The organism is Atopomonas sediminilitoris (assembly GCF_022601735.1).
In the GTDB taxonomy this organism is placed as follows: domain Bacteria; phylum Pseudomonadota; class Gammaproteobacteria; order Pseudomonadales; family Pseudomonadaceae; genus Atopomonas; species Atopomonas sediminilitoris.
Window position 1 is genome coordinate 170,791 of sequence record NZ_JAKUMM010000003.1, and the last position, 24,263, is coordinate 195,053.

Sequence of the window (24,263 nt, forward strand, 5' to 3'; positions counted from 1 at the left end):
GTTTTCCTGCACTTTCCCAGCCTTTCCTTAGATACCCGCAAAGCCTCAAGCTAGAGCCTCTGCGGAGCATTTTTGCATTCCCGCGCTTGCCTTTCTAAACCCTTGCAGCCCACACTTGAGGTAACACACGAGGTAACACAAATACGGGGCTTTTCCATGGGAAACCGTACACCACCGCTTACAGATACTCAGATAAGGAACGCCAAGCCCAAAGCCGAGCGCTACACCCTGCGCGATGGTGACGGCCTAGAACTGCTAATCCAAACCACAGGCGTTAAGGCGTGGTACTTCCGTTATAAATCGCCAGCCACCGGCAAACGGGCCGTCTTTAAGTACGCCGCCCCACCCTACCCAGCCACCGGCCTAGCAACCGCCCGAACGTGGCGCGATGAATGCCGCGGCCTGCTGGCCCAAAGCATCGACCCCAAAGACCACGCCAAGGAACGCAAGCGAGCAGCCCAGCAAGAAGCCGCCAGCACATTTAAGTCCGTGGCCGCTGAATGGCACACCAACCAACTAAGCCAATGGAAGCCAGCCCACGCCGCTAGAGTCATGCGAACGTTTGAGCTTCACCTATTCCCAAGCCTTGGCGACCGACCAATAACAGCCATAAGCGTGCCCGAGCTACTGCGCACCCTAAAAGCAATTCACGCCAAGGGCTTTGCCGATGTCGCCGCCAGAATGCGCGCTTATTGCCGTGGCATATTCGCCCACGCCCAGCAAGCACAGCTAAGGCAAGACAACCCAGCCGAGGCTCTAGCCAAGGCGCTACCAACTACCAAGACCGAGAACCGCCCAGCCCTACCACTTGAGCGTGTGCCCGAGCTGCTGGAGCGCATCGAGACCGACAAGGCCCACCCAGTCACCAAGGCAATGATTCGCCTAACCATGCTGACTTTCGTGCGCTCTAGTGAGATGCGCTTTGCACGCTGGTCTGAGATCGACTTCGCCCGCGCTGAATGGCTTATCCCCGGCGAGCGCGTACCGCTGGCTGGCGTTAAGCACTCAGAACGTGGCGCAAAGATGAAAACGCCGCACCTAGTACCGCTGAGCAGCCAAGCGCTGGCGATATTCGAGCAGCTACACGCCGTCACAGGGCGCGGCGAGGTGATCTTTCGACTAAACCACAACCCCGCGCCAGTGAGCGAGAACGCCACAAACTTAGCCCTACGCCGCATGGGTTACGACACCAAGACCGAGGTTTGCGGGCATGGCTTCCGCACTATCGCGTGTAGCTCGCTGATTGAGTCTGGCTTGTGGTCGGTTGACGCCGTAGAGCGCCAGATGGGCCACCAAGAGCGCAACAACGTGCGCGCCGCTTACACCCATAAAGCCGAGTTCATCCAAGAACGCCGCTTAATGACCCAGTGGTGGGCTGACTACCTCGACGCCATACGCCCCGGCTACATAACCCCGCACGACTTCGCCACCCCGCAAGAGCAGGGCGAGAACGTCACGACGATGGAGCGCAAGCGCTAACCCTTTTGGCATGGCCTAGCTCGACGGAGCGAAAAGCGGAACATCCCACCCGCCTGACCATGCCGACTTATTCAACCAGTGGGCACGTTTGGGAGAGCGTTAAGCATGAGTGATTTTTTAGAGCTACTGGAGTGGCTAAGCGTCGATCAAGCCCTCAAGTGGATAGCAAACGGAACTGGTAGCAGCCTTAGCTATGAAACCTTCTACGGACTTTGCGCCTCTGGAAAATTTCATGCCTATGTAGCAATAGAAGACTTGGATTTTACTGGCTACCCAGCGCCTAGGGTTGCCCTTGTCAGTACAAACAAAACTATGGTGAGGATTGTTAGTTTTTCATGGGGAAGCAAACACAAAGACTCTGATTTACTCGATTACTTAACAATTACCGACTTCAACCATGACGGAGAAGAACAGTGCGTACAAGTCTCTGATATTGCCCCATCGTTTAAGCCTTTCGAAATCAAAGACTTTATTGAAAGCCTTACTACCACCGCCGAAGCACCGCCCGCAGAAAAACCGCTAGAACCCAGAGAGCGCGCAAGCGTGGCAAAAATAATCAGCGTCCTAGCCGCCGCCGCTGACATTGACCTTAGCCAGCCACACAAGGCGGAGGCGACATTCTCAGCACTAGCGGCCAACTTAGGGCTTGAGGCTCCAAGCACTGCCACGACCGTTAAGTTCTTTAAGATGGCTAGCGAGCACGCCAAAGAAAACCAACCCTAATAGGACTTATTAGGGTTGTGCCTGACCCTAATAGGGCACAAATAGCCCGCGCTTTCCTATCTTGGCCCCCGTAATCACTACGGAGGCCAACCATGCCCACACAAGCCAACCTTAAAGACCTGCCCGACCTGCTGACCAATGAGACCACAGCACAAACCCTTAGCCTGAGCGTTAGCGGCCTCAACAAGCTGCGCGCCCGTGATAAGCAATTCCCCAAGCCGGTACGCTTTGGCGACTCTACTAGTCGCGCCTATTTCGTACGCGCCGAAGTAGCCGCCTATCTGGCTGCCAAGATGGCGCAACGTGGGGAGGCCGCATAAATGAAAAAGGCCACCAACCCCAACATAGAGAAAGCAGCCAAGGCGAACTATAGCAGTAACCGCAGCGCGATTGCCCGTGTACTGGCCCGCCTGATGATCGCCCCAATGGACAAATTCGACGGTGAGCAAATTGGCGACCATGCGCTAAACACTACGGTTAGCGTCCTTGGCAATCGCCACGGCCTAACCATTGCCCGCCGCCTTGTGCCGCTAAAGGCCAAGTGGGGCGATTCTGAGGTGATGCTTTACTGGCTGGAGCCTGAGCACATGGCCAAGGCCGCTAAGCTGCTGGAGCACTTCGACGCTAAGGCCCGCCAGCGTGAAACCAAGGCCGCCAAGCTGGAGGCCACACAATGACCAAGCCGCTTGCACTGGCGATGGGGCGTGGCTACTCTAGCCCCGTCCTAGCCAAATCTAGGGCCGACCTTGGCCGGTCGAGCAACTTGGCGCACAAGCGCCCACCACCCGAAAGCAGGCGCTTTTTTTGTGCCTGTCGTTTCGAGTTATGGCGGCTGTGCGTGGGACACCTTCGGGTGTGCCGGGTGCCAAGTTCCCGGTCGGCCAACCCGCGTACAGCCGTCACCCTAAACAGCTTGGCCGCTGCCGGTGATGGCTCCCAACTTGGAGCTTTACCCATGCACACCACCCGTAAACCATCACAACACGCCAGCGCTTGGCGTGCTCTAGCCTTAGCCGCCTTGCGTGCTGATTCATCCCTAGCCGTTCGCCTTGCGCGCTATAACGCCGCAATGGCACGCGCTCGCCAGCTCGACAGCATGGAGGCCAGCGCATGACTGACCCCAAACTAGTGAGCCTAACCGCCCTAATGGGCGCGGCTGATGACGCCATCGAGCAAGTGGAATACGCCCACTATCAAAGCCAGCGCTTGGCCGCACTGATGGGCGCAATCCTGACCACCATCGACCACGGCCCAAGCGCTATTGAGGCGCGGCTAATTCGCATTACTGACCTAGTAGGGCTTGCCCAGTATTTGGCCGAGGACTTAGCCAACTACACAAGCAGCCAAGCCGAAGAACTACGCACCACGCTTAACGCGCTGGAGGTTTAACCATGCTGACTTTTCAAAGCTGCCCCTTGGCGGCTACGGGTTCGGCTTGCCTGACGAAAGCCAGCATGGCCGCCATCTGGCGCGAACACGCCAAGGCATCACTAACCGGCACCGCACCGGCTGCGCTTAAGGTCGCCCGCTACATGGCAGCCATGAACGCCGCCCGACGTCTGGAGGTAAACCAATGATGGCCCACTACACCACCAACGAAGTGCAAAGCGCCTTCTGGCAAGCCCTGCAAGATGTCCACGGCCAGCGCGCACCCTACCCCGTGCCAGACGGCCAAATACGCCGCTTTCGTGGCGAGGGCGACAAAGCCGGGGCGCGTAATTGCTGGTACGTCCTGCACATGGATGGCCGCCCCCGTGGCTGCTTTGGAAGCTGGCGCACGGGTCAAACTGAGGTATGGGCCGCTGGCGCATCAACCGACCCCATCCACCGCACCGAACTAAGAAAAGCCGCAGCCGAGGCCAAGCGCATTAGGGATGCCGAAACCGCACGCCGCCAACACGCAGCCGCGATGCGCGCCGGTGAGCTTTGGGAGCTGGCCCGCCCTGCTGATGCGGCCCACCCCTACCTAGTCGCCAAGGGCTGCGAGCCGCACCACCTGCGCCAACGTGGCGACCTGCTGCTAGTGCCGCTGCTAGTGGCTGGCTGCCTTGTGAACATCCAGACCATCAACCGCCAAGGCTTCAAACTGTTCAACACAGGCGGGCGGGTTAAAGGCGCTGGCGCTTACTTTGGCACCATCGAGGACGGCCAGACCGTTTACGTCTGCGAAGGCTGGGCCACGGGCGCAACCCTGCACGAGTCCACCGGCTGCGCCGTGGTCGCCGCCATGAATGCGGGCAACCTGCTGGCCGTAGGGCTTGAGGTACAACGCCGCCACCCTGCCGCCGTGCTGGTGATCGCCTGCGATGACGACCGCAAGACCACCGGCAACCCCGGCATTACTGCTGGCAACGAAGCCGCCCGAGCGCTTGGCGTGGGCGCTATCAAACCGGACTGGCCGCAAGGCGCACCCGAACACCTGAGCGACTTTAACGACCTGCGCCAATTCATGCTGGAGGCCCGCCAATGACTGACTACATCAAGCCCGAGAAGCTGGCCCACAGCGGCGAAGTGATGCCACTGCCCACCGCCAGCGTTAAGCCAGAGCCGGTGCCATTGTTCGAGCAGCAAGCGCACTTGCCTTTTCCCGTGGCTGACCTGCCGCCCGTGGTGAGGGACGCAGCCGAGGCCGTGGCGTGGCACGTTCAAGCACCGCCAGAACTGGCCGCTATGACTGTGCTGGCCGCCGCCGTCACCGTGGCACAAGGCCGCATCAATGCCCCACGCGCTGAGGGCGGCGGGATGCCGTGCGGTATGTATCTGCTGGCGCTGGCTGAGAGTGGCGACCGCAAGAGCACCTGCCGCCGCATGGCCTTTAAGCCCATCGACGCCAAAGAGAAGGCCGAACGCATCAACCACGGCCACGCCATGAAAGACTGGCTAGCAGATCGCGCCGCCCAAGAGCCACGCCACGCCAAAGACTGGGAGCAGGAAAACCCGCCACCACTAGACCCGCGCACGCAGTTTTCAGACTGTAGCTTTGAAAGCGTAACGAGCCACTTTCTAGCCGGTGGACTGGTCGCCAGTTGGGATACCGACGAAGGCGGCCAGATGCTAGGCGGCCACAGCATGAAAGGCGATAACCGCGCCGCCATTCTGGGAGGACTGGCAAAGCTGTTCGATAACGGACGGGTTGAGCGTGACCGCGCCAAGAGCAACTTAGACGGCTCGGGCGTGGCGTTTGATCGCGCCTTTAGTGTGTCGCTATTGGCCCAAGACGTAACCGTTTGCGCCGCACTGGCTGACCCTATCTTGATCGGGCAAGGCTTTCTGCCGCGCTTCCTGCTGGCCTACTGCAAGAGCATTGCCGGGACTCGGTTTATTACCCCTGAGCGCGAGCTGAACAAACCCGAGCATGACCCACGCCTGCAAACGTGGTGGACACTGCTGGAGGAACGCCAAACGCACCCGCGATGCGCTGGGCCTAGTGGCGGGATTGACGCCCTAGTGATCGACCTAAGCGGCGATGCCAAGGCGGTTTGGTCGGCCTTCTTTAACGAGATGGAGCGCGAGCAAGAGCGCCAAGGCAAGCTAGAAGGCTTGCGCCCCTTCGCTGGCCGAGCCGGTGAGCACGCCCGCCGCCTTGCCACCGTCTTTGCTTTCATCAACAAGCACGGCCAAATCACGCCCGAGGATATGCGCAGCGCTTGCGCCGTGGTGCGCTATTCCGTCGAGCAGTGGGCGCAGTACATCGAGGACGTAAGGCCACCGAAAGAACTGGAGCAAGCCCAGCGCCTATTGGACTGGCTCAAGGCCAAAGAGTGGCGGGAGTTCGACCGCCTAAGGCTGAACAAAGACGGCCCTAGCTTTCTGCGCCGCCATGCCAATGCCCGTAACCAAGCACTTGAGGTGCTTTGCCTTCACCACTGGCTGACCATTGAAGGCAAAGTATTCAAGGCCAACTGGTAGCGTTTGCGGTCTTTGCGGTCTTTGCGGTGCGCCTAACTGCCGAGCCAGCAAACAAGCCACCCCAAATCGTTTTGGTCTAAGTGCGGTGCGGTGCGGTCTGTTGCGGTCTGGGGCTTCTTTCTTGCCTGCGCACCGCAACACACCGCAACCCACCGCAAACCAATACAAACACACGAAACCCTTTAACCATGCGGCCTTTAAAGACTTACACCGCAGAAACCGCAAACACCGCAAGCCGTCCACAGCGACAACACCGCCGCCCCGCCACTGCGCGGGGTTTTAGTTTCCACCGGTGCCGAAAGTTTCCCCCCCTATGCGCAAGGGCTGGCGCTGATGCTCGACGGTGAGGCGAGCGGGTACGCATTGAGCGGGTACGCATTCAAGTACGCAGCCGCACATTCACTAATCACAATCGAGCTAAGCCTAAGGCCGGTGCGCCCTTCGCCGCTTTCTTGCATTGATCGCAAGGGTCTATGAAGCAACGCCAAACCACTGGACAAGCAGACAGCCAAGCGTCTGCCGGTGTGGTATCCCCAAAGCTGGGGAGGCGTGCTTAGTGTCGAAAACGGCACAGTGTGCCATTTACAGCACAGAGTGCCGGTAACGCTGCTGGCGTTACTCAAGCGTTACCACTAACCAACCGTTAGCAGATCGCCAAGGCGTGACAGGTCACGGCATGACCTCGAACCGTTGAACATCCGTTGAACGACCGTTGAACGACCGTTGAACGACCGTTGAACGACCGTTGAGCGTGGCGGCTTGGCGCTGGTCGCAAAAGGTACTCCCAGACCCCACCACCCAAGCGGGTAATTCGAGGCCCGACAACGCACTACATACGGCCCGCCCGCTGGCCCGTTGTTGTTGTGTTGTTAGCTGTACTGCTGGGGAGTATCGGCGCGCATCGAGCACGACCGCGCACAAGGCCGCACACGAGGCGCAAGCTTTAGTCGGCAGCCATGCAGGGCCACGACCCAAACACGCCACCAACGAAGCCACACAGGGAGGGGGGAGGCAAAAAGCCAAAGCTGCTTAGGCTTCCGAACGACAGGGGGAACCGTTTTCCCGTTTCCGCAAAATCCAAGTTTTGACCTGCCAGCGCTCGCCGATAGCCGTGGCGAACCAAGCGTGACCAACGCAGCACGAAACGTGCACGCACCGTTCAACCTAGAACACTGATTTTGCGGGTGTGAAAATCAGGCTCCCCCTGCCGTTCGACAGACTCGCCAAGCTGGAGGATTAACCCACCCCCTACCCCGCCAGATCGCCGTGATACCTTCACCGACGGGCCAAGTTGAAAGGTGGTTGCCGTCAACTGCGCACGCCGATAGAATGCCTGCGCTTTCCTTTCTTGGCCTTTGCAGCGCCAAGCTGAGGTAACACAAACAGTAATACAAACCGCCTTTTTGAAATCTAAAAGCTAGGAAATACGGGGCTTACAGGGGATTATTCGAGTCCGACCCCGGCACCATCTCCTAGTTTTTTTGGTTGTTTCACTCGGCCCTCGGGCACCCCGATTGCGCCCAGCGCCAACGCTGGAGTCTCGCATGCCAACCCCCCGCACATTCCCCCTGCAAGGCGACTTTCCACGCGCCACACTGATTCGTCGCTTAGCCGCTGCGCTATATGATTTTCTGCTGTGCATGGCGATCGCCATGGTGGTGACGCTGATTTACCAGCAGGGCGTATTGCGCGCGATTTATGGCGGCGAACAACTGCTGGTCATGGCGCAAGCCGGTGCACTGGATAAAGACCCTTTACTGGCCACCCTCGTGTTTGTCGCCCTGTTCAGCTTTTTTGCTAAGTTCTGGACTCACAACGGGCAAACCTTAGGCATGCAAGCATGGAATTTGCGCGTACAAAACCACGATGGTAGCGCCATCAGTTTGATGCAGGCGCTGCTGCGCTTTTTAGTCGCCATCCCCTCGTGGCTGTGTTTGGGGCTTGGCTTTTGGTGGATGCTGTGGAGCAAAGATAAGCTCACATGGCACGACAGCTACTCAGAAAGCATCGTGGTACGCCTGCCGAAGAAGAACGGCCGCTAAAACAGACGACAATAAAAAGGGCGACTCGCAAGTCGCCCTTTTTATTTCACCGCTATCTAGCCGCTAGCCCGCCCGCCGCATCAGCAAAACACCGAGCAGTGCGCACAACAGTGCCGGCAACAGCACCGCCAACAAGGGTGGAAAGCCGAACACTAGGCTGGACGGCCCGAGCAGATCTTGGGCGATGCGAAACACAAACCCCACCACCACACCGGTAAACACGCGCTGCCCCAGCGTGACCGAGCGCAGCGGGCCAAACACAAACGAAATCGCCAACATGACCAGCGCCGCGGTAACTAGCGGCTGCAGCACCTTAGTCCAGAACGCCAACTTATAGCCGCCGTTATTGAGGTCTTGCTCGTCTAGATAGCCAATGTAGGACCACAGACCGGTGATTGACAGCGCATCCGGCTGGGCACTGACGGTTGTCAGCAACTCTGGTGTCAGCTCAACTTGCCAGCGCTCTTGGTCACGGGTGATGAGCTCCGTGGATTCACCCAAGAAGCGCGTCTCACGCACCTCTTCTAATAACCAATAGCCATCGGGCTGATGGATAGCGCGCTTAGCAAAGCTACTGGCCTCAAGGTTGCGCTGCGCATCGAAGCGATAACGTGTGATACCAAACAACTTGCCATTAGGTTGCACGGCATTGATGTGGATGTATTCCTGTCCCTCACGATGCCACACCCCGCGCTTAGAGGTTTGCGCCTCGCCCAAACCCTGCGCCAGTGAGCGCGTACCTTGCGCCAAGCTCTCGGTGTGCGGTGCGACGTACTCACCCACCAACAACCCCGCCAGCATCAGCACCAGCATAGGCTTCATCACCGCCCACACAATGCGCCCCACCGAGACCCCAGCGGCTCGCATGACCGTTAATTCACTGTGACTGGCCAAGGCACCTAACCCGATCAAGCAACCAATCATGGAGGCCATCGGCAGCATTTCGTACATCCGTCGCGGCGCAGTCAGCGCCACATAGCGCAACGCTTCCACGGTGCCATAAGCGCCCGCAAGGTCGTTAAGCTCATCAATAAAAGCAAACAGCAACGCCAGCGCGGTAATGATGCCTAACACCGCCAAAATGGCGAAAAACACTGTGGTACCGATATAACGGTCGAGCTTATGCATGGCGCAACTCCTTGTAGGGGCGCAACTTCAAGCGCAGAGGCTCCCAAAACAGCAACAACAAACCAATCAGCAAGAACACCCCATGCACCAACCAAAGGCCATATTCCATTGGCACCTTGCCCTTCTCCATCCAACCGCGCACAGCAATCAACAAGCCTAGGTACGTCATGTACAGCAACGCCGCCGGCAACAGTTTTAAGTAACGCCCCTGACGCGGGTTAACCTTGGCCAGCGGTACCGCCAACACCGTAATAATCAGCACCAAGACGGGCATCGCCAGCCGCCATTGCAGTTCAGCCTGCTCACGCAAGTTAGTGCTGCTGCGCAACGCCTCGGTCGACATCGCCTCACGCTCCGACAGCTCTTGCGCCAGTTCGGGCTTAGGCAGCAACACGCCGTAGGTGTCGTATTGAATGACGCGATAATCGGCACGCCCAGGGTGGCCGTCATAGCGATAGCCGTTTTCCAGAATCAAGTAACGACTGCCATCGGGATGAATTTCTTGTCGCCCACTCTCAGCCACCAGCAAGGAGGGGCCGTTATCGCTGCCTGCGCTGGCACGACGCTCCGAGATAAACACGCCGCCTAACTCGGTACGGTCATCGCTGAGGGCATTGGTGTAGGTCACGCGCTCGCCATTTTTCATCGCCTGAAAACGACCCGCCTGCAAGGTGTCGAACTCAGTGAGATTTTTTTGCGCCGCCAACAGCTGCTCAACTTGCTGCACCCCCTGCGGGGTCACCGACAAGCTCAGCCATGCCACCAGCAGTGCAATCACAGCTGCCGGCCACAGCGTGTAGCTCAACAGCTTTTGCTGGCTCATGCCGGTAGCGGTGAGTACGGTCATTTCTGACTCAAGGTACAAACGCCCGTAGGCCAGCAAAATACCCAAGAACAGCCCCAGCGGCAGAATCAACTGCAAGAAGCCGGGCATGCGGTAAGCCATTAGCAACAACAGCACACTGGGGTCTAACGCCCCCTGCGCGGCTTGTGCCAAATACTTGATAAAACGTCCGCTCATGATGATCACCAACAGCACGGCGGTCACCGCACTGAGGGTCAATAACACTTCACGCGCTAAGTAACGAAAAACAATCACACTCAACCCCCGGGGTTGTCAGTCCATGGCCGCTGCGCTCAAATACCCAACATTGCAGCCGAGCGCACTTGGGCGATACCTGCCCAGCGACGTTGAAAAATGCCGGCATTATCCGGTAAAGCCATCTTTTTGTCTTGGGGAAAGCCATGCTAATCAATGCCAAACACGCCGACGCGTGCAAAGTTAAAACCGCCTGCTTGGTCATCGGCATTGCCGAAGGCGGCAAGCTGGACACCTTAGGCAAAACCCTCGACACCGCCTGTGACGGCGCCCTAAGCAAGCTACTTAAGCGTGGCGACTTAGCCGGCAAGGCCGGACAAACCCTACTAGTACCCGGCTTAGCAGGCATCAGCGCCGAGCGCTTGCTGTTGGTCGGCACCGGCAAAGATAAAACCTTGAGCGAACGCACGCTGCGCAAAATCACCGCCAGCGCACTCACTACGCTGAAGAGCTTAGGCGGTAAAGATGCGGTGTTCGCACTGAGCGAGCAAAGCGTCAAAGGCCGTGACCACTACGGCAAAGCACGCCTGATCAGCGAAACCTTGCTGCAAGGCGTGTATGTGTTTGACCGCTTTAAGTCGCAAAAAGCCGACGCCATCGCACTCAAGCAATGCACGCTCTTGGCCAGCAGCAAGGCAGACCTTGCCGAGATCACGCGCGGCGCGCAGCACGCACAAGCCATTGCCGATGGTGCAGCTTTTACCCGCGACCTAGGCAACTTGCCCGGCAACCTATGCCATCCAAGCTTTATCGCCGAGCAAGCTCAGGCGCTGGGCAAAGCACACAAAAAGCTCAGTATTGAAGTACTCACCGAGAAAGACCTGCTCAAGCTCGGCATGGGCGCCTTCATGGCGGTGGCCCAAGGCAGCGCGCAACCTCCTCGCCTGGTGATCATGCATTACCAAGGCGGCGCGAAAGATGAAGCGCCTTACGCGCTCGTTGGCAAAGGCATCACCTTTGATACCGGCGGCATCAGCCTTAAGCCCGGTGCCGGCATGGATGAAATGAAGTACGACATGTGCGGCGCCGCTACCGTACTAGGCACCTTTCGCGCCTTGGTTGAGCTGGACTTGCCCATCAACGTCGTGGGCCTGCTCGCCTGCGCCGAGAACATGCCCAGCGGACACGCCACGCGCCCCGGCGATATCGTCACTAGTATGAGCGGGCAAACGGTAGAAATCCTCAACACTGATGCCGAAGGCCGCTTGGTGCTGTGCGACACACTGACCTACGCCGAGCGCTTTAAACCGCGTGCGGTGATCGACATCGCCACCCTCACTGGCGCGTGCATTGTGGCCTTAGGCAGCAATGTCTCGGGCCTGATGGGCAACCACGAGCCGCTGATCAAGCAGATTCTCAAAGCCGGTGAAAGCGCCGATGACCGCGCCTGGCAGCTGCCGTTGTATGACGAATACCAAGAGCAGCTGGACAGCCCGTTTGCCGACATCGCCAACATCGGCGGCCCCAAAGCCGGCACCATCACGGCGGGTTGTTTCTTGTCGCGCTTTGCCAAGAACTACCACTGGGCGCACCTGGATATCGCCGGTACCGCGTGGGTCAGCGGCGGCAAAGACAAAGGCGCGACTGGCCGCCCCGTTCCGATGCTGACGCAATACCTGCTCGATCGCGCAGCCGAGGCCAAGGCGTGAGCCAGCCACGTATCGACTTTTACATTCAGAACAGTGATCAGGCGCAGGCACGCCTGATCCTCGCCTGTCAGATTGCCGCCAAAGCTTACCGCGCCGGCCAGCGCGTGCACTTGCACTGTCATAACCCAGATCAACTCGCGCAACTGGATAACCTGCTGTGGGACTTTCGCGACGAAGCGTTTCTTGCCCACAGCAGCGAAGCGCCTTACCCCGCGCCGATTAGCTTAGGCTGCGCTGAACACGCGCCTGCGGCGGATGTGTTGATCAACCTTGCGGCGGGCATTCCTGCTTTTATCGCGCAGTTTTCACGCGTGATGGAATTGCTTAACCAAGAGCCTGATGTGCTGCGCAGCGGTCGGGAAAACTATCGGCATTACCGTCAACAAGGCTATGATTTGCACAGTCATAACTTGTAAGCCGCCGTCATGCATCGCACCCCACCCCATTCGCCCCATCGCCTGCTCGATGATCTGGAATCCATCCGCGACCTGTTGGATGAACCCAGTAGCGAACCGCCGTTGCTGACCGACTCACTCGATGACGACCTCGACGAGGATCAGCTAGAAATCCCGCTGCTGGACGAAGTCGTGCCGCAACGACCTGCTTCCAACACGGTGAAAGCGGCTCCAAGCTTGCCCCCTAAGCCTGCCGCCAGCGCAGCGCTCACACAGCCGCCCAAACAAACGCTCACGCCACCAGCCACGTCGCAGCCAGCGCCACCGCAGGCCACGCACTCAGCAACCGGCAAGCCGCCCGCAGAGAATCTCGACCCCGCCATCCGCGCCGCTCAGGCCATCAACCAGCGACCCAACAGCATCAAAGAGGCGCTGGCCGAATCGCTACGGCAGGGCCATATCCAGCCGCCCAGCGACGAGCACGACACGCCGACCACCTTCAGCGCCAGCCAACTGCGCCTGGATAACGAGCTGCGGGCCGCCGCGCAGCTCATCCTGCAAGAGCTGATCGACGACTACGTGCCGCGCATCGAGGCCGAACTCAAGCAGCGCCTTGAGGCACGTCTATCGCGCTTATTGCCGCCGCGCAAATCGTAAACCCAGCCCCGCCAGCAGATTATCGAGCACCGCTGGCCGCGAGCGGCTTCTGACTTATCGCGTTCTGCCGTTATACTGACCGGCTTTCACACTTTCGGACCGATCAGCCTGCCCATGGACAAGACTTACCAGCCGCACGCCATCGAAACTTCCTGGTACCAGACCTGGGAGCAAAACAACTATTTCGCCCCGCAAGGCTCAGGGCAGCCGTACACCATCATGATTCCGCCGCCAAACGTCACCGGCAGCTTGCACATGGGGCACGGCTTCAATAACGCGATCATGGATGCGCTGATTCGCTTTCGTCGCATGCAAGGCCGCAACACCTTGTGGCAACCGGGCACCGACCACGCCGGCATCGCCACGCAAATGGTGGTTGAGCGCCAACTGGCGGCGCAAGGCGTGAGCCGCCACGACCTTGGCCGCGATAAGTTCCTCGACAAAGTGTGGGAATGGAAAGAGCAATCCGGCGGCACCATCACGCGGCAAATTCGTCGCCTGGGCAGCTCCGTGGATTGGTCGCGTGAGCGTTTCACCATGGATGAAGGGCTATCCGAAGCGGTGAAAGAAGCCTTTGTGCGCCTGCACGAAGACGGTCTGATCTACCGCGGCAAGCGCTTGGTCAATTGGGACACCAAGTTACACACCGCCATTTCTGACCTTGAAGTGGAAAACCACGACGAGAAAGGCTCGCTGTGGAACCTGCGTTATCCGCTAACCGACGGCGCCAAAACCGCCGAAGGCAAGGATTACCTGATCGTTGCTACCACCCGCCCGGAAACCATGCTCGGTGACAGCGCCGTGGCAGTGCACCCCGAAGATCCGCGCTACAAGGCGTTGATCGGCCAGTTCGTTGAGCTGCCCTTGGTCGGCCGGCGCATCCCCATCGTGGCCGACGACTACTGTGACCCTGAGTTCGGCACCGGCTGCGTCAAGATCACCCCCGCGCATGACTTTAATGACTACGAAGTCGGCAAGCGTCATAACCTGCCGCTGATCAACATCTTCGACCAAGACGCCGTGGTCCTGAGCAAAGCGCAAGTATTCAACCTTGACGGCAGCGTTAATGAAGCCTTCGACGCCAGCTTGCCCACAGCCTTCGCCGGGCTTGAGCGCTTTGAGGCGCGCAAGCAAATTGTCGCCGCCTTTGACAGCGCCGGCCTGCTGGAAGCCATCGAGCCGCACGCCCTGAAAGTCCCCAAAGGCGACCGCTCCGGCACTGTGATTGAGCCGTGGTTGACCGATCAATGGTACGTATCGACCAAGCCTTTGGCGGAAAAAGCCATCGCAGCGGTTGAAAGCGGCCAGATTGAATTTGTCCCCAAGCAGTACGAGAACATGTACTTCAGCTGGATGCGCGACATCCAAGACTGGTGCATCAGCCGCCAACTGTGGTGGGGCCACCGCATTCCGGCGTGGTACGACGAGTCCGGCAAGGTCTATGTCGGTCGCGACGAAGCCGAAGTGCGCGCCAAGCACAATCTGGGCGACGCGCCACTGCGCCAAGATGACGACGTGCTCGACACCTGGTTCAGCTCTGGGCTATGGACTTTCTCCACCTTAGGCTGGCCACAACAAACCGAATTTCTGAAGACCTTCCACCCCACCGACGTGTTGGTCACCGGTTTTGACATCATCTTCTTCTGGGTCGCCCGGATGATCATGATGAGCCTGCACCTGACCGAACAGGTACCGTTCAAAACCGTGTACGTACACGGCTTGGTGCGCGACGGCCAAGGCCAGAAGATGTCTAAGTCCAAGGGCAACGTGCTAGACCCGCTGGACATCATTGACGGCATTGAGCTGGATACCCTGCTGGAAAAACGCACCAGCGGCATGATGCAGCCCAAACTGGCAGAAAAGATCGCTAAGCAGACCAAGGCCGAGTTCCCAGAAGGCATCAACAGCTACGGCACCGATGCGCTGCGCTTTACCTTCTGCTCGCTGGCCTCCACCGGCCGCGACATTAAGTTTGATATGGGCCGCGTCGAAGGCTTCCGCAATTTCTGCAACAAACTCTGGCAGGCGGCAAACTTCGTTACCGAAAACACCGACGGCCAAGATTGCGGCCTGAGCGATGCGCCGGCGGAGTTGTCCGCTGTGGATCGCTGGATCATCTCGGCACTGCAACGCACCGAACAAGAAGTCACCCGTCAGCTGGATGCGTTCCGCTTCGACTTGGCCGCGCAAGCGCTGTACGAGTTTATTTGGGACGAATACTGCGCCTGGTATCTCGAGCTGGTTAAGCCCGTATTCTGGGACGAAAACACGCCCGCCGAACGTCTACGCGGCACGCGCCGCACCTTGATTCGCGTTCTGGAAACGGCCTTGCGCTTGGCGCACCCGTTTATGCCCTTCATCACTGAAGAAATCTGGCAGCGGATTAAAACCCAAGCTGGAAAAACCGGTGACACCCTGATGCTGCAACCGTGGCCCGTCGCCGCCGAAGAGCGTATCGACGCAGCCGCCGAAGCCGACATCGCTTGGGTTAAAACCTTGATGCTGGGCGTGCGGCAGATTCGTGGCGAGATGAAAATCTCCCTCAGCAAGCGGATTGATATTCTGCTGGCCCGCGCCAGCGCCGAAGACCAACGCCGCTTAAACGAATTTGCGCCGATGCTGAAAAAGCTCGCCAAGCTTGAAACCATCACTGTGCTGGCCGCAGGCGATGAAGCGCCAATGTCCGCCACAGCGCTGGTCGGCGAGATGCAGGTATTGGTGCCCATGGCAGGCCTGATCGACAAAGACGCCGAGTTAGCGCGCCTGGGTAAAGAAATCCAGCGTCTGCAAGGCGAGGTCAAGCGCATCAGCGGCAAGCTCGGCAACGCCGGCTTTGTCGATAAAGCGCCGCCCGAGGTGATCGACAAAGAACGCGCCAAACTCAGCGAGGCCGAGCAAGCACTCAACCAACTGGTTGATCAGCAGGCACGCATCGCCAACCTGTAATACCCTCAAGGGCTCGCCACTGGCGGGCCCTTGTTGTTTTGGGCAACTGTTTACCGTCATCAACGCAACCAAAGGACCGGAAGACCATGCTGACGCTACGATTTGCCACGCAATTAGATGCCAGCCCCGAAACCGTCTGGCAGTGGATCAGCCACGCCGACACCCTGCGCCAAGAGTTTTTGCCTTGGCTGCACCTCTCAGCCCCGGCCGAGGTTGAGTCGCTGGCCAATGTGGACATCAACCCTGAGCAACCCCTGTTTACTAGCTGGATTTGGCTATTCGGCCTGCTGCCCATTGGCCGTTCACAAGTCACGCTAAAACAAGTCACCGAAGGCATTGGCTTTATCGAAGAGTCACCAATGACCGGCGTACGCTTTTGGCGCCACGAGCGCCGTATCAAAGCTAACGCTGGCGGTACTTTGCTCACTGACGAAGTACAAGTGCTGCCCTACCCCTTTGCCAGCATTCGCACGCGCTGGCTGGTCAACGCCCTGTTTAAGCACCGTCATCGAGTGTTAAGCCAACGCGCACACTCAAGCCTTGTCACCGAGTGACGGCTTATTGATTTGTATCTAGTTATGTCGCCTTCACTTCGGGCAGACTGCGCTTGGCCTGAAGTTTGCCTTAATGGCGACCTCTCTTACCCACTCAACCAGCGGAAATCCAGACTATGTACGCACTGATGGCCCTGATGTTCGTGTTTGGCTACCTGTGTATCGCCTTCGAACACCCTCTAAAAATCGACAAAGCTGCCTCAGCACTGCTCACAGCGGTGCTGACGTGGACTGTTTTGGTGCTTGGCGCCGAAACGTTGCTGCCTTACGTCGAAGGCGCCGCCCACGCCAGCGATGACGCCACCGCGCGCGTGGTGACCGAGCTGCGCCACCATCTGGGGGAAATCTCTGAGATTCTGTTCTTCTTGATGGGCGCCATGACCATCGTCGAACTGATCGACGCCCACGAAGGCTTTAAGGTCATCACCCAGCGTATCACCACGCGCAACCGGGTGAAGTTGCTGTGGTTAGTGGCGCTGATCACCTTCTTCCTCTCTGCGGCACTGGACAACCTGACCACGACTATCGTCATGGTCTCGCTGCTGCGTAAGCTGGTGGCTGATCAACACGAGCGCTGGTTCTTCGCCGGTATCGTCGTCATCGCAGCCAACGCCGGCGGCGCTTGGTCACCAATTGGCGACGTCACCACCACCATGCTGTGGATCGGCGGGCAAATCACCGCCAGCGGCATTGTGCTCAGCCTGCTCCTCCCCAGCTTGGTCTGCCTGTTAGTCCCTTTGCTGCTGCTGACGTTCACCTTCAAAGGTGAAGTCGAGCGCCCACAAGTCACCGTAAGCGATGAGGAGCGCCGTGATCCGACCAGCAACTTCGAGCGCAACCTGATCTTCGGTCTAGGTATTGGCGCGCTGCTGTTTGTGCCGGTGTTCAAAACCGTCACCCACCTGCCGCCGTACATGGGCATCTTGCTGGGCTTGGGCGTGTTGTGGGTGGTCACCGAGGTGATTCATCGCGGCAAGAACGATGAAGACAAGCACCCGCTGTCGGTAGTGGGCGTTCTGCGCAAAATCGACACCACCAGCGTCCTGTTCTTCTTAGGCATTCTGCTGGCGGTTTCCAGCCTGTCCACCGCAGGCCACCTCACGCAAATGGCCACGGTACTGCGCGAAAACCTCGGCAACATTTACGCTATTAACTTGGCGATTGGTTTGCTGTCGTCGATGGTCGATAACGTACCGTTGGTAGCCGGTTCGATGAAGATGTACCCGCTAGTGGGCGCGCACGCGGCGGCCGGTGCGGCCAGCGATCCGTGGTTGTCCTCTTTCGTGGTCGACGGCGTGTTTTGGGAGTTCTTGGCGTACTGCGCCGGTACGGGCGGTAGCTGTCTGATCATCGGCTCAGCCGCCGGTGTGGCTGCCATGGGCCTGGAGAAGATCAACTTCATCTGGTATCTGAAGAAAATCGCTTGGCTGGCCTTTATCGGTTACGCCGCTGGCGCTGCCGTGTTCATGCTGATGAAAGCGCTGTAAACAAACCGCGGGCGCGATCAAAGACTTAACTGGATTTGATCGCGCCCATTGGCCTTAGCCGCATACAGGGCTTTGTCGGCCCGGCTGTACATCTGATCAAACACATCATCGCTACTGGCAAAAGCGGTTAAGCCAATGCTGATGGTTATGCGACACGGCTCTGCCTGCGACGTGGTAATTTCACACTGCGCCACCGCCTCACGTATCCGCTCAGCCACTTGCGCCGCCACTTCAGGCTCGGTTTCGGGCAAAAGCACAGCAAACTCCTCCCCGCCGACACGCCCAGCGATGTCACTGTGGCGCAACACCACGTTAAACACCTCGCCAATCGCCTGAATCGCCGCATCCCCCACCTGATGGCCGTAGCGATCATTGACCTGTTTAAACCAGTCAATATCCAGCAGCATTAGGCCCAAGGGGCGGATATAACGGTTAGCCCGCTCAAACTCGTCAGACGCACGAGCAAAAAAATGACCGCGATTATTTAAGCCTGACAGCCAATCAGTGGTCGCCAGCTGGCGCAGCTGTTGCTCCATCTTAGTGCGCTCAATGATTTCATGGCGTAAGCGCGCATTTAAGTGGCGATACCAAAAAGCGATAACCCCCGCGAGCAAAGCCAGCGCCAAGACACTCAATAAGAGACGGTAATCGACCGGCTTAGCGCCCGCAGCCTCGGGCTGGTACAAAAAGCGCTGCCAATCCAGCGGCCCTTTAATCAAACCCATCTTTTGATGCAGCTGGGCAATATGCTGCCAGCGCCCCGGATTCATATGCCCGACGGCAATCACATCCGGGTCAATCAACTCTCGAAGGCTATCTGCCTCAAACTGCAAGTGCTCACGCGAACGATCGGTGACGTATTTATCCAGCAGCACATCGATGCTTTCATCCACGTGCGTTAAGGCATATCGCCAACCTTTTAAGCTGGCTTCACGGAAGGCTTTCACCCGTTCAGGATGCTGGGCTACATAGGCCTCGGTGGTGAATAAAATATCGCTGTAAAAATCCACGCCATAGCTGCGCGGACGAATCACGCGAAAGTCGACGTTCTGCTTGAGCAACACAAACGGCTCATTGGTGATGTAGGCGTTGAGCGCATCGGTTTCACCGTTAACCAAGCTCTTCAGGTCGTAACTGGTGGGCAGCAGCGTGAGTTTATCGAGGTCAATCCCCTCAAGCACAAAGGGGGCAAACAGCTCGATGCTTTCTGAAAGACCGCTCGGGATCGACATCAGCCGCTTGCCGACCAGGTCATGCAAACTTTGGATGCCGGAATCCCCACGCACCAACCAAACCGCGGGTGCGTGTTGGCCAATCGCCGCCAACGCGACCACGGGTTTACCGGCCGCACGCTCGCGCACTAAGCCTGAGTTGGCAATGCCAAACTCAGCCTGACCGGTGAGCACATAATCAATCGGGCCTGACAGCTCAGGGGCCGACGGAATGATCTGCACATCCAAGCCTGCCTCACGGTAAAAGCCCTTTTCCAGCGCCATGTAATAGCCGGCAAACTGAAACTGCGGCACCCAGCGCAGGCGCAACTTAACCGTATCATCGGCCGCAGCCAGCAACGGCACCAAAGCCAATAACAGCCCGAGCACCCCCACTACGCCACTGTGTAAACCGCGCGCCGCAAAGCTTTGCAAACCTACCACCCCGCTGTGTATCACCCTCAGTCTAGTTGGCATCTCGCGCTTTGCTTGTCATCGCAGTCGCCTCGCCCTGCCTGCCTTGAGTACACTGTGCATCACTTTTGTTAAGCACACAGACTCGCCATGCCGATTTTGCACTGCACTGTTCACCGTATTGATAAAAAGCCCGACGGCCAGCCCGCGCAACTGCACCTGCGCGAAGGCGAGCTCAGCGCATCACAAGCGCTGGAAAACCTATTAGCTGACTTGAACGACAGCTACAACGCCAAGCCCAACAAAGCTTGGGGCTATTTTCATGAGGAATCCGGTGCCTACCCTTTCAGCGGTTGGTTAACGAGTTATCTCGGGCAAGAAAGCACCTTTGCCGCCTTCAGCGCTAAAGCCTGCGAACAGCTTAAAACCCTGATGGAAGAGTCCAACCTCGCCGTTGGCGGCCACGTGCTCTTTGCCCACTACAAGCAAGGGATGAGTGATTACTTAGTCATCGCGCTGCTGCATCACAGCGATGGTGTCACCGTCACCGAGCAGCTAGAAGTCGCCAGCGCTCGGCATCTGGACTTAGGCCAGTTGCACCTTGCGGCGCGGATAAACCTGTCGGAATGGCAGCAAAACAAAAAGTCCAAGCAATACATCTCGTTTATTCGTGGCCGTAACGGCAAAAAAGTCTCGGATTACTTTCGTGACTTTATCGGCTGCCAAGAAGGCGTCGACGCCCCCGAAGAGACACGCACGCTGCTCAAAGCCTTCAGTGATTTTGTGGAAGAAGAAGCACTGGATAACGACAGCGCCCGCGAAAAAACCCAAACCTTGGTCGACTACGCACAAAGCCAAAGCCGCCAAGGTCAAGCCGTGGCGCTGGATGAGCTGTCTGGCTTACTCAATGAAGAGCAGCCCAAGGCGTTCTACGACTACATCCGCAATAAAGATTACGGCTTAGCGCCGGAGATTCCCGCAGATAAACGCACACTGCAGCAATTTCGCCGCTTTACCGGCCGCGCTCAGGGCCTCTCCATCAGCTTTGAGGCGCATCTATTAGGCGAGATGATTGAATTTGACGAAAGCGGTGATCGCCTGATCATTCGCGGCATCCCCACTCAGCTGCGCGACCAGCTAAAGCGCCGCTAACACGCCGATCGACTAAGCTTGGTTGAGGCACTATCGCCTCAGCCAGTCAGAGGAGTCTTGTGCATGGTGCGCGCGCTGCGTTGGCTAACGACAATCCTAACGGCACTGCTAGCACTGACTGCCAACGCCGCCACACCGGCCCCGCCCTCAGGTGTGCTAGAAGCCGACGAAGTACGTTTTATCACCGCCAACGCCGAGTTCACCTTGATGCATGAGATGGGGCACCTGCTCATCCATGAGCTGCACTTACCGGTGCTGGGGCGCGAAGAAGACGCCGCCGACCAACTGGGCTTTTACGGACTGCTGTTACTGCAAGATGAAGAAAGCGACCGCACCCTGTACAGCAAGCTACTGGATGTAGCCGATTATTGGCGTCTGCAATGGCAACACAACCAAGCACAAGGCCACGATGACGCCGTCTGGGACAGTCACGCACTCGACCAACAGCGCTTTTTTAACCTCAGTTGCTTGATCTACGGCAGCGACCCAGATCGCCTTGAGTGGGTGTTGGACGTCACCGGCTTACCCATTGAGCGCGCCCTGTATTGCGACCAGGAGTACGCCCAAGTGCGCCACGCCGTGGACTGGCTGATGCAAACCTTGGCGCGCAACCAAAGCGACGCAGGCGGACAAAGCATCAACGTGATTTACGAACCGCCACAGCTGAACATTGAACGCGGCCCTGAGCTGCTCTTGCGAGTTAAAAACAGCCGCATTTTGGAAGACGTGACCCACAACGCCAGCCAGATGTTCCGCCTACCCAGACCACTCACCCTTGGCGTGCGCAACTGCGGCGCGCCCGATGCGTGGTACGACCGCAACACGGGGGAAATGACCCTGTGCTGGGAACTAGTCTCACACTACGCCAACTTAATGCCTGAGCTGCGCAAGCTGCGCGAACAGCAGCGTTTAGCCGCGCACAAAAGCCCTTAATCGGCCAGCTCAGCTCAGATTCAGCCTTCGACTTGCTCTAACTGCTGCAACAACAGCGCCGCTTGAGTGCGTGTGCGCACATTGAGCTTGCGAAAAATCGCCGTGACATGGGCCTTGATCGTGGCCTCTGACACATTCAGCTCGTAAGCGATCTGTTTATTCAGCAAGCCCTCGCACACCATCGACAGCACGCGAAACTGCTGCGGCGTCAAACTGGCCAAGCCTTCGCTAGCGGCGCGAGCTTCGGCACTCAAGGCTGGGCCGTCGTGATCGATTTCTGGCCAGTACACGTCACCGTCCAGCACTGCACGCACCGCTTGCTGTATGAGTTCGAGCGAACTGGATTTGGGGATAAAGCCACTGGCGCCAAACTCACGCGAGCGCTGCACCACGGCGGCTTCTTCTTGCGCGGAAATCATCACCACGGGCAGGTGTGGGTACTGCCCTCGCAGCAACACCAAGCCTGAAAAACCGCGCGCGCCGGGCATGTTTAAATCCAATAAAACCAGATCCCAATCGCTGCGCTCATTTAAGCGCTCCTCCAACTGGGCAATGCTTTCGGCTTCCGCCAAGACCGCCTCTTCCTCCAAGCCACGGCTTAGGGCTTGCTGCAAGGCGCTACGAAATAAAGGGTGGTCATCAGCGATCAAGATATTTAAGGCGGCCATGCTTTTTTCCTGTGTTGTTGTATCGGCCCTGGCCCAAGGTTGCCGAGATCGACAAAACTGGTCAAGCACGGCCGCTTGCGGCAGACTCCGCGTTTAACTCATGGAGAAACGCCGCAATGGCCCGTCATTCCTTGCGCGCCGACCTTTTAATGCTGGTCACCGCGCTGATCTGGGGTACGACTTTCGTCGCACAAAAAATCGGCATGGATGCCATCGGCCCCTTCCTGTATACCGGCCTGCGTTTCACTTTAGCCGCTATTTTGTTGGTGCCTGTGGTGTATTGGTTTAGCGTGCGCCGCGCCCAGCGCGCCAACGCCGGCAGCCCTATCAATCGCCCAGCAGTGCTCGGCGGCGTGGTGCTGGGTGTGGTTCTGACCATTGGCATCAACCTGCAGCAAGTTGGCTTGATGTTCACCACCGTGACCAACTCAGGCTTCATTACGGGTCTGTACGTGATCATGGTGCCGTTATTGGGCTTGTTCATCGGGCAGAAGACCGGCGCCGGCACGTGGTTTGGCGCCTCGTTGGCGGTGATCGGCATGTACCTGCTGAGTGTCGGTGACAATTTCACCGTTGCCTCCGGTGACTGGCTGCAACTCGCCGGGGCCGTGGTGTGGGGCGTACATGTCTTGATGGTGGGCCGGTTAGCCAGCCGCCATGACCCTATTTTTATTGCCTACCTGCAATTTGCCACCTGCGCCGTGCTCAGTAGCCTGCTAGCCCTCGTGCTGGAGCCCTGGGTATGGCACAACATTGTGCAGGCCTTACCCGCCATCGTGTATGGCGGCGCGCTGGCTGTAGCGGTGGGCTTTACCTTGCAGCTGATTGCCCAGCGTGATGCGCCGCCAGCACACGCGGCGATTATCCTGTCGTTAGAAGCCGTGTTCGCAGCGCTAGCGGGCTGGGTAATGATGGACGAAGTGCTCAGCCTGCGTGGCTTTATCGGCTGCGGCCTGATGTTTGCCGGCATGCTGGCGGCGCAGCTATTACCGTTATTGTTTAAGCGCCGTCAGCCGCTGGCAGAAAGCGTTTAAGCACCTGATACGGCGGCGCGGACTCATCCACGGTGAGGTTTAAACGCGCCGCCAAGTAGCGACTAGAGAAAATCTCAAAATAGGCAGCCAGCGCTTCAGCCGCAGGCTGCTCACCGGCCTGTTCTAAACACAAAACGGCGACCTCAGCAGTGCACAGGTGCTCTTCACGGTTACTGCGCCGCAGCCGGTAAGCGGACGGCTTATCTGGGTTCAAGCTCAAAATCGGCAAGCCCTGCAGATAAGGGCTTTTGCGGAAGATTTTGCGCGCCTGCGGCCACGTCGCATCGAGCAAGATAAACAAAGGCTTGCGACTCGCTGCTTGCGCCCCTTGATACTGCGCCAAGTGCTCCACAATCTCTGCCTGCGGAGCAAACTCGGCCGGAAACACCACATACGGCTGCCACTGGGGATCGGCCAACAGCGCTAGCAGTGGTGGATTTTCTTCGGTGCGTGACCAAACGAATGCCTGCGTTTGCTCAGGCCACAGCTCAGCCATTAAACGCCCAGTATTGGTCGGTTTAAGCGGCTCATCGGCGTGCATCAACAAACAAAACGCCGCGTCGCTGGCCACCTGTGGCCGCCACGGACACAAACAAAAGCGCTCGGCCAGCAAACACTCCGCGCAGCGCTTGAGCCGGTAGCCACGCGCCAGAAACGGCTTGGTCGACTGAGCAATCAGTTGTTGGCGTAAACGCTCGACAGCATGCACGGTAATCACCTAGAAAAAGGGGCGTGCATTGTAATGCAGCGCGCGCAGCACCACACCTTTAGTCACGCCGCTCA

Annotated in this window: 24 protein-coding genes; 19 read left to right on the top strand and 5 right to left on the bottom strand. The window is 58.3% G+C overall.

What is annotated here, in order from left to right; translation table 11 throughout:
* Positions 1–156 precede the first annotated feature (156 nt).
* From MKI83_RS05500 to MKI83_RS05545, 10 genes are all read left to right on the top strand, one after another.
* Positions 157–1,479 carry a tyrosine-type recombinase/integrase gene (locus tag MKI83_RS05500; protein WP_241583893.1) on the top strand — a complete coding sequence of 441 codons (1,323 nt, stop codon included), beginning with the start codon at positions 157–159 and terminating at the stop codon, positions 1,477–1,479.
* A gap of 105 nt (positions 1,480–1,584) precedes the next feature.
* Positions 1,585–2,202 carry a hypothetical protein gene (locus MKI83_RS05505; protein ID WP_241583895.1) on the top strand — a complete coding sequence of 206 codons (618 nt, stop codon included), beginning with the start codon at positions 1,585–1,587 and terminating at the stop codon, positions 2,200–2,202.
* 92 nt (positions 2,203–2,294) lie between these two features.
* Entirely contained in the window at positions 2,295–2,522 is a 228-nt protein-coding gene (locus MKI83_RS05510) for a helix-turn-helix transcriptional regulator (RefSeq protein WP_241583897.1), read from the top strand.
* Entirely contained in the window at positions 2,523–2,879 is a 357-nt protein-coding gene (locus MKI83_RS05515) for a hypothetical protein (protein ID WP_241583898.1), read from the top strand.
* Positions 2,880–3,157: 278 nt separating this feature from the next.
* A complete protein-coding gene (locus MKI83_RS05520; protein ID WP_241583899.1) occupies positions 3,158–3,316 on the top strand; it encodes a hypothetical protein in 159 nt (52 codons plus the stop codon).
* Positions 3,313–3,591 (top strand): hypothetical protein, encoded by a 279-nt coding sequence (locus MKI83_RS05525; RefSeq protein ID WP_241583900.1) that lies wholly within the window; start codon positions 3,313–3,315, stop codon positions 3,589–3,591. The genes MKI83_RS05520 and MKI83_RS05525 overlap by 4 nt, the downstream gene beginning before the upstream one ends.
* 2 nt (positions 3,592–3,593) lie before the next feature.
* Complete coding sequence (locus MKI83_RS05530) at positions 3,594–3,779, top strand: hypothetical protein (RefSeq protein WP_241583901.1); 186 nt, start codon at positions 3,594–3,596, stop codon at positions 3,777–3,779.
* Entirely contained in the window at positions 3,776–4,672 is an 897-nt protein-coding gene (locus tag MKI83_RS05535; RefSeq protein WP_241583902.1) for a toprim domain-containing protein, read from the top strand. Before MKI83_RS05530 ends, MKI83_RS05535 begins: the two co-directional genes overlap by 4 nt.
* Positions 4,669–6,111 (top strand): DUF3987 domain-containing protein, encoded by a 1,443-nt coding sequence (locus tag MKI83_RS05540; protein ID WP_241583903.1) that lies wholly within the window; start codon positions 4,669–4,671, stop codon positions 6,109–6,111. The genes MKI83_RS05535 and MKI83_RS05540 overlap by 4 nt, the downstream gene beginning before the upstream one ends.
* Before the next feature lie 1,544 nt (positions 6,112–7,655).
* Positions 7,656–8,153: an RDD family protein gene (locus MKI83_RS05545; protein WP_241583904.1), complete on the top strand. Its 498-nt coding sequence runs from the start codon at positions 7,656–7,658 to the stop codon at positions 8,151–8,153.
* A gap of 63 nt (positions 8,154–8,216) precedes the next feature.
* On the opposite strand, the gene lptG is transcribed toward MKI83_RS05545, so the two are convergent.
* Entirely contained in the window at positions 8,217–9,281 is a 1,065-nt protein-coding gene (lptG, locus tag MKI83_RS05550; RefSeq protein WP_241583905.1) for an LPS export ABC transporter permease LptG, read from the bottom strand.
* A complete protein-coding gene (gene lptF / locus MKI83_RS05555; RefSeq protein ID WP_241583906.1) occupies positions 9,274–10,380 on the bottom strand; it encodes an LPS export ABC transporter permease LptF in 1,107 nt (368 codons plus the stop codon). Before lptF ends, lptG begins: the two co-directional genes overlap by 8 nt.
* 146 nt (positions 10,381–10,526) lie before the next feature.
* Here lptF and MKI83_RS05560 point away from each other — a divergent pair, with 146 nt between their 5' ends.
* From MKI83_RS05560 to nhaD, 6 genes are all read left to right on the top strand, one after another.
* On the top strand, positions 10,527–12,029 hold the full coding sequence (locus MKI83_RS05560; RefSeq protein WP_241583907.1) for a leucyl aminopeptidase: 1,503 nt from the start codon (positions 10,527–10,529) through the stop codon (positions 12,027–12,029).
* Positions 12,026–12,445, top strand: coding sequence for a DNA polymerase III subunit chi (locus tag MKI83_RS05565; protein WP_241583908.1), 420 nt, complete (start codon positions 12,026–12,028; stop codon positions 12,443–12,445). Before MKI83_RS05560 ends, MKI83_RS05565 begins: the two co-directional genes overlap by 4 nt.
* Before the next feature lie 9 nt (positions 12,446–12,454).
* Positions 12,455–13,081 carry a DNA polymerase III subunit chi gene (locus MKI83_RS05570; protein ID WP_241583909.1) on the top strand — a complete coding sequence of 209 codons (627 nt, stop codon included), beginning with the start codon at positions 12,455–12,457 and terminating at the stop codon, positions 13,079–13,081.
* A gap of 114 nt (positions 13,082–13,195) precedes the next feature.
* A complete protein-coding gene (locus tag MKI83_RS05575) occupies positions 13,196–16,027 on the top strand; it encodes a valine--tRNA ligase (RefSeq protein ID WP_241583910.1) in 2,832 nt (943 codons plus the stop codon).
* Positions 16,028–16,113: 86 nt separating this feature from the next.
* On the top strand, positions 16,114–16,581 hold the full coding sequence (locus MKI83_RS05580; RefSeq protein WP_241583911.1) for an Rv1443c family protein: 468 nt from the start codon (positions 16,114–16,116) through the stop codon (positions 16,579–16,581).
* A 116-nt stretch (positions 16,582–16,697) separates the two neighbouring features.
* Positions 16,698–18,068 carry a sodium:proton antiporter NhaD gene (nhaD, locus tag MKI83_RS05585; RefSeq protein ID WP_241583912.1) on the top strand — a complete coding sequence of 457 codons (1,371 nt, stop codon included), beginning with the start codon at positions 16,698–16,700 and terminating at the stop codon, positions 18,066–18,068.
* Between the two features lie 17 nt (positions 18,069–18,085).
* Here nhaD and MKI83_RS05590 read toward each other — a convergent pair whose 3' ends face one another.
* Positions 18,086–19,714, bottom strand: a complete 1,629-nt coding sequence (locus MKI83_RS05590; protein WP_241583913.1) for a GGDEF domain-containing protein — start codon at positions 19,712–19,714, stop codon at positions 18,086–18,088.
* A gap of 129 nt (positions 19,715–19,843) precedes the next feature.
* Here MKI83_RS05590 and yejK point away from each other — a divergent pair, with 129 nt between their 5' ends.
* Both yejK and MKI83_RS05600 read left to right on the top strand, forming a co-directional pair.
* A complete protein-coding gene (gene yejK, locus MKI83_RS05595) occupies positions 19,844–20,845 on the top strand; it encodes a nucleoid-associated protein YejK (RefSeq protein ID WP_241583914.1) in 1,002 nt (333 codons plus the stop codon).
* 63 nt (positions 20,846–20,908) lie between these two features.
* A complete protein-coding gene (locus tag MKI83_RS05600) occupies positions 20,909–21,778 on the top strand; it encodes a DUF4344 domain-containing metallopeptidase (protein ID WP_241583915.1) in 870 nt (289 codons plus the stop codon).
* 20 nt (positions 21,779–21,798) lie between these two features.
* Here MKI83_RS05600 and erdR read toward each other — a convergent pair whose 3' ends face one another.
* Positions 21,799–22,446 (bottom strand): response regulator transcription factor ErdR, encoded by a 648-nt coding sequence (erdR, locus tag MKI83_RS05605; protein ID WP_241583916.1) that lies wholly within the window; start codon positions 22,444–22,446, stop codon positions 21,799–21,801.
* Positions 22,447–22,562: 116 nt separating this feature from the next.
* Here erdR and MKI83_RS05610 point away from each other — a divergent pair, with 116 nt between their 5' ends.
* The gene (locus MKI83_RS05610) at positions 22,563–23,480 is read left to right on the top strand and encodes a DMT family transporter (RefSeq protein WP_241583917.1); all 918 of its coding nucleotides are present in this window, start codon (positions 22,563–22,565) and stop codon (positions 23,478–23,480) included.
* On the opposite strand, the gene MKI83_RS05615 is transcribed toward MKI83_RS05610, so the two are convergent.
* A complete protein-coding gene (locus MKI83_RS05615) occupies positions 23,446–24,189 on the bottom strand; it encodes a tRNA-uridine aminocarboxypropyltransferase (RefSeq protein ID WP_370867357.1) in 744 nt (247 codons plus the stop codon). The genes MKI83_RS05610 and MKI83_RS05615 overlap by 35 nt on opposite strands.
* Positions 24,190–24,263 lie beyond the last annotated feature (74 nt).

Excerpts from the sequence above, each read along its gene's own strand:
- MKI83_RS05570 (WP_241583909.1), top strand. The coding sequence starts at position 12,455 with ATGCATCGCACCCCACCCCATTCGCCCCATCGCCTGCTCGATGATCTG.
- MKI83_RS05510 (WP_241583897.1), top strand. The coding sequence starts at position 2,295 with ATGCCCACACAAGCCAACCTTAAAGACCTGCCCGACCTGCTGACCAAT.
- erdR (WP_241583916.1), bottom strand. The coding sequence starts at position 22,446 with ATGGCCGCCTTAAATATCTTGATCGCTGATGACCACCCTTTATTTCGT.
- MKI83_RS05535 (WP_241583902.1), top strand. The coding sequence starts at position 3,776 with ATGATGGCCCACTACACCACCAACGAAGTGCAAAGCGCCTTCTGGCAA.
- MKI83_RS05520 (WP_241583899.1), top strand. The coding sequence starts at position 3,158 with ATGCACACCACCCGTAAACCATCACAACACGCCAGCGCTTGGCGTGCT.
- MKI83_RS05560 (WP_241583907.1), top strand. The coding sequence starts at position 10,527 with ATGCTAATCAATGCCAAACACGCCGACGCGTGCAAAGTTAAAACCGCC.
- MKI83_RS05500 (WP_241583893.1), top strand. The coding sequence starts at position 157 with ATGGGAAACCGTACACCACCGCTTACAGATACTCAGATAAGGAACGCC.
- lptG (WP_241583905.1), bottom strand. The coding sequence starts at position 9,281 with ATGCATAAGCTCGACCGTTATATCGGTACCACAGTGTTTTTCGCCATT.
- yejK (WP_241583914.1), top strand. The coding sequence starts at position 19,844 with ATGCCGATTTTGCACTGCACTGTTCACCGTATTGATAAAAAGCCCGAC.
- MKI83_RS05580 (WP_241583911.1), top strand. The coding sequence starts at position 16,114 with ATGCTGACGCTACGATTTGCCACGCAATTAGATGCCAGCCCCGAAACC.
- MKI83_RS05575 (WP_241583910.1), top strand. The coding sequence starts at position 13,196 with ATGGACAAGACTTACCAGCCGCACGCCATCGAAACTTCCTGGTACCAG.
- MKI83_RS05505 (WP_241583895.1), top strand. The coding sequence starts at position 1,585 with ATGAGTGATTTTTTAGAGCTACTGGAGTGGCTAAGCGTCGATCAAGCC.
- MKI83_RS05545 (WP_241583904.1), top strand. The coding sequence starts at position 7,656 with ATGCCAACCCCCCGCACATTCCCCCTGCAAGGCGACTTTCCACGCGCC.
- MKI83_RS05530 (WP_241583901.1), top strand. The coding sequence starts at position 3,594 with ATGCTGACTTTTCAAAGCTGCCCCTTGGCGGCTACGGGTTCGGCTTGC.
- MKI83_RS05540 (WP_241583903.1), top strand. The coding sequence starts at position 4,669 with ATGACTGACTACATCAAGCCCGAGAAGCTGGCCCACAGCGGCGAAGTG.
- MKI83_RS05515 (WP_241583898.1), top strand. The coding sequence starts at position 2,523 with ATGAAAAAGGCCACCAACCCCAACATAGAGAAAGCAGCCAAGGCGAAC.
- MKI83_RS05610 (WP_241583917.1), top strand. The coding sequence starts at position 22,563 with ATGGCCCGTCATTCCTTGCGCGCCGACCTTTTAATGCTGGTCACCGCG.
- nhaD (WP_241583912.1), top strand. The coding sequence starts at position 16,698 with ATGTACGCACTGATGGCCCTGATGTTCGTGTTTGGCTACCTGTGTATC.
- MKI83_RS05600 (WP_241583915.1), top strand. The coding sequence starts at position 20,909 with ATGGTGCGCGCGCTGCGTTGGCTAACGACAATCCTAACGGCACTGCTA.
- MKI83_RS05525 (WP_241583900.1), top strand. The coding sequence starts at position 3,313 with ATGACTGACCCCAAACTAGTGAGCCTAACCGCCCTAATGGGCGCGGCT.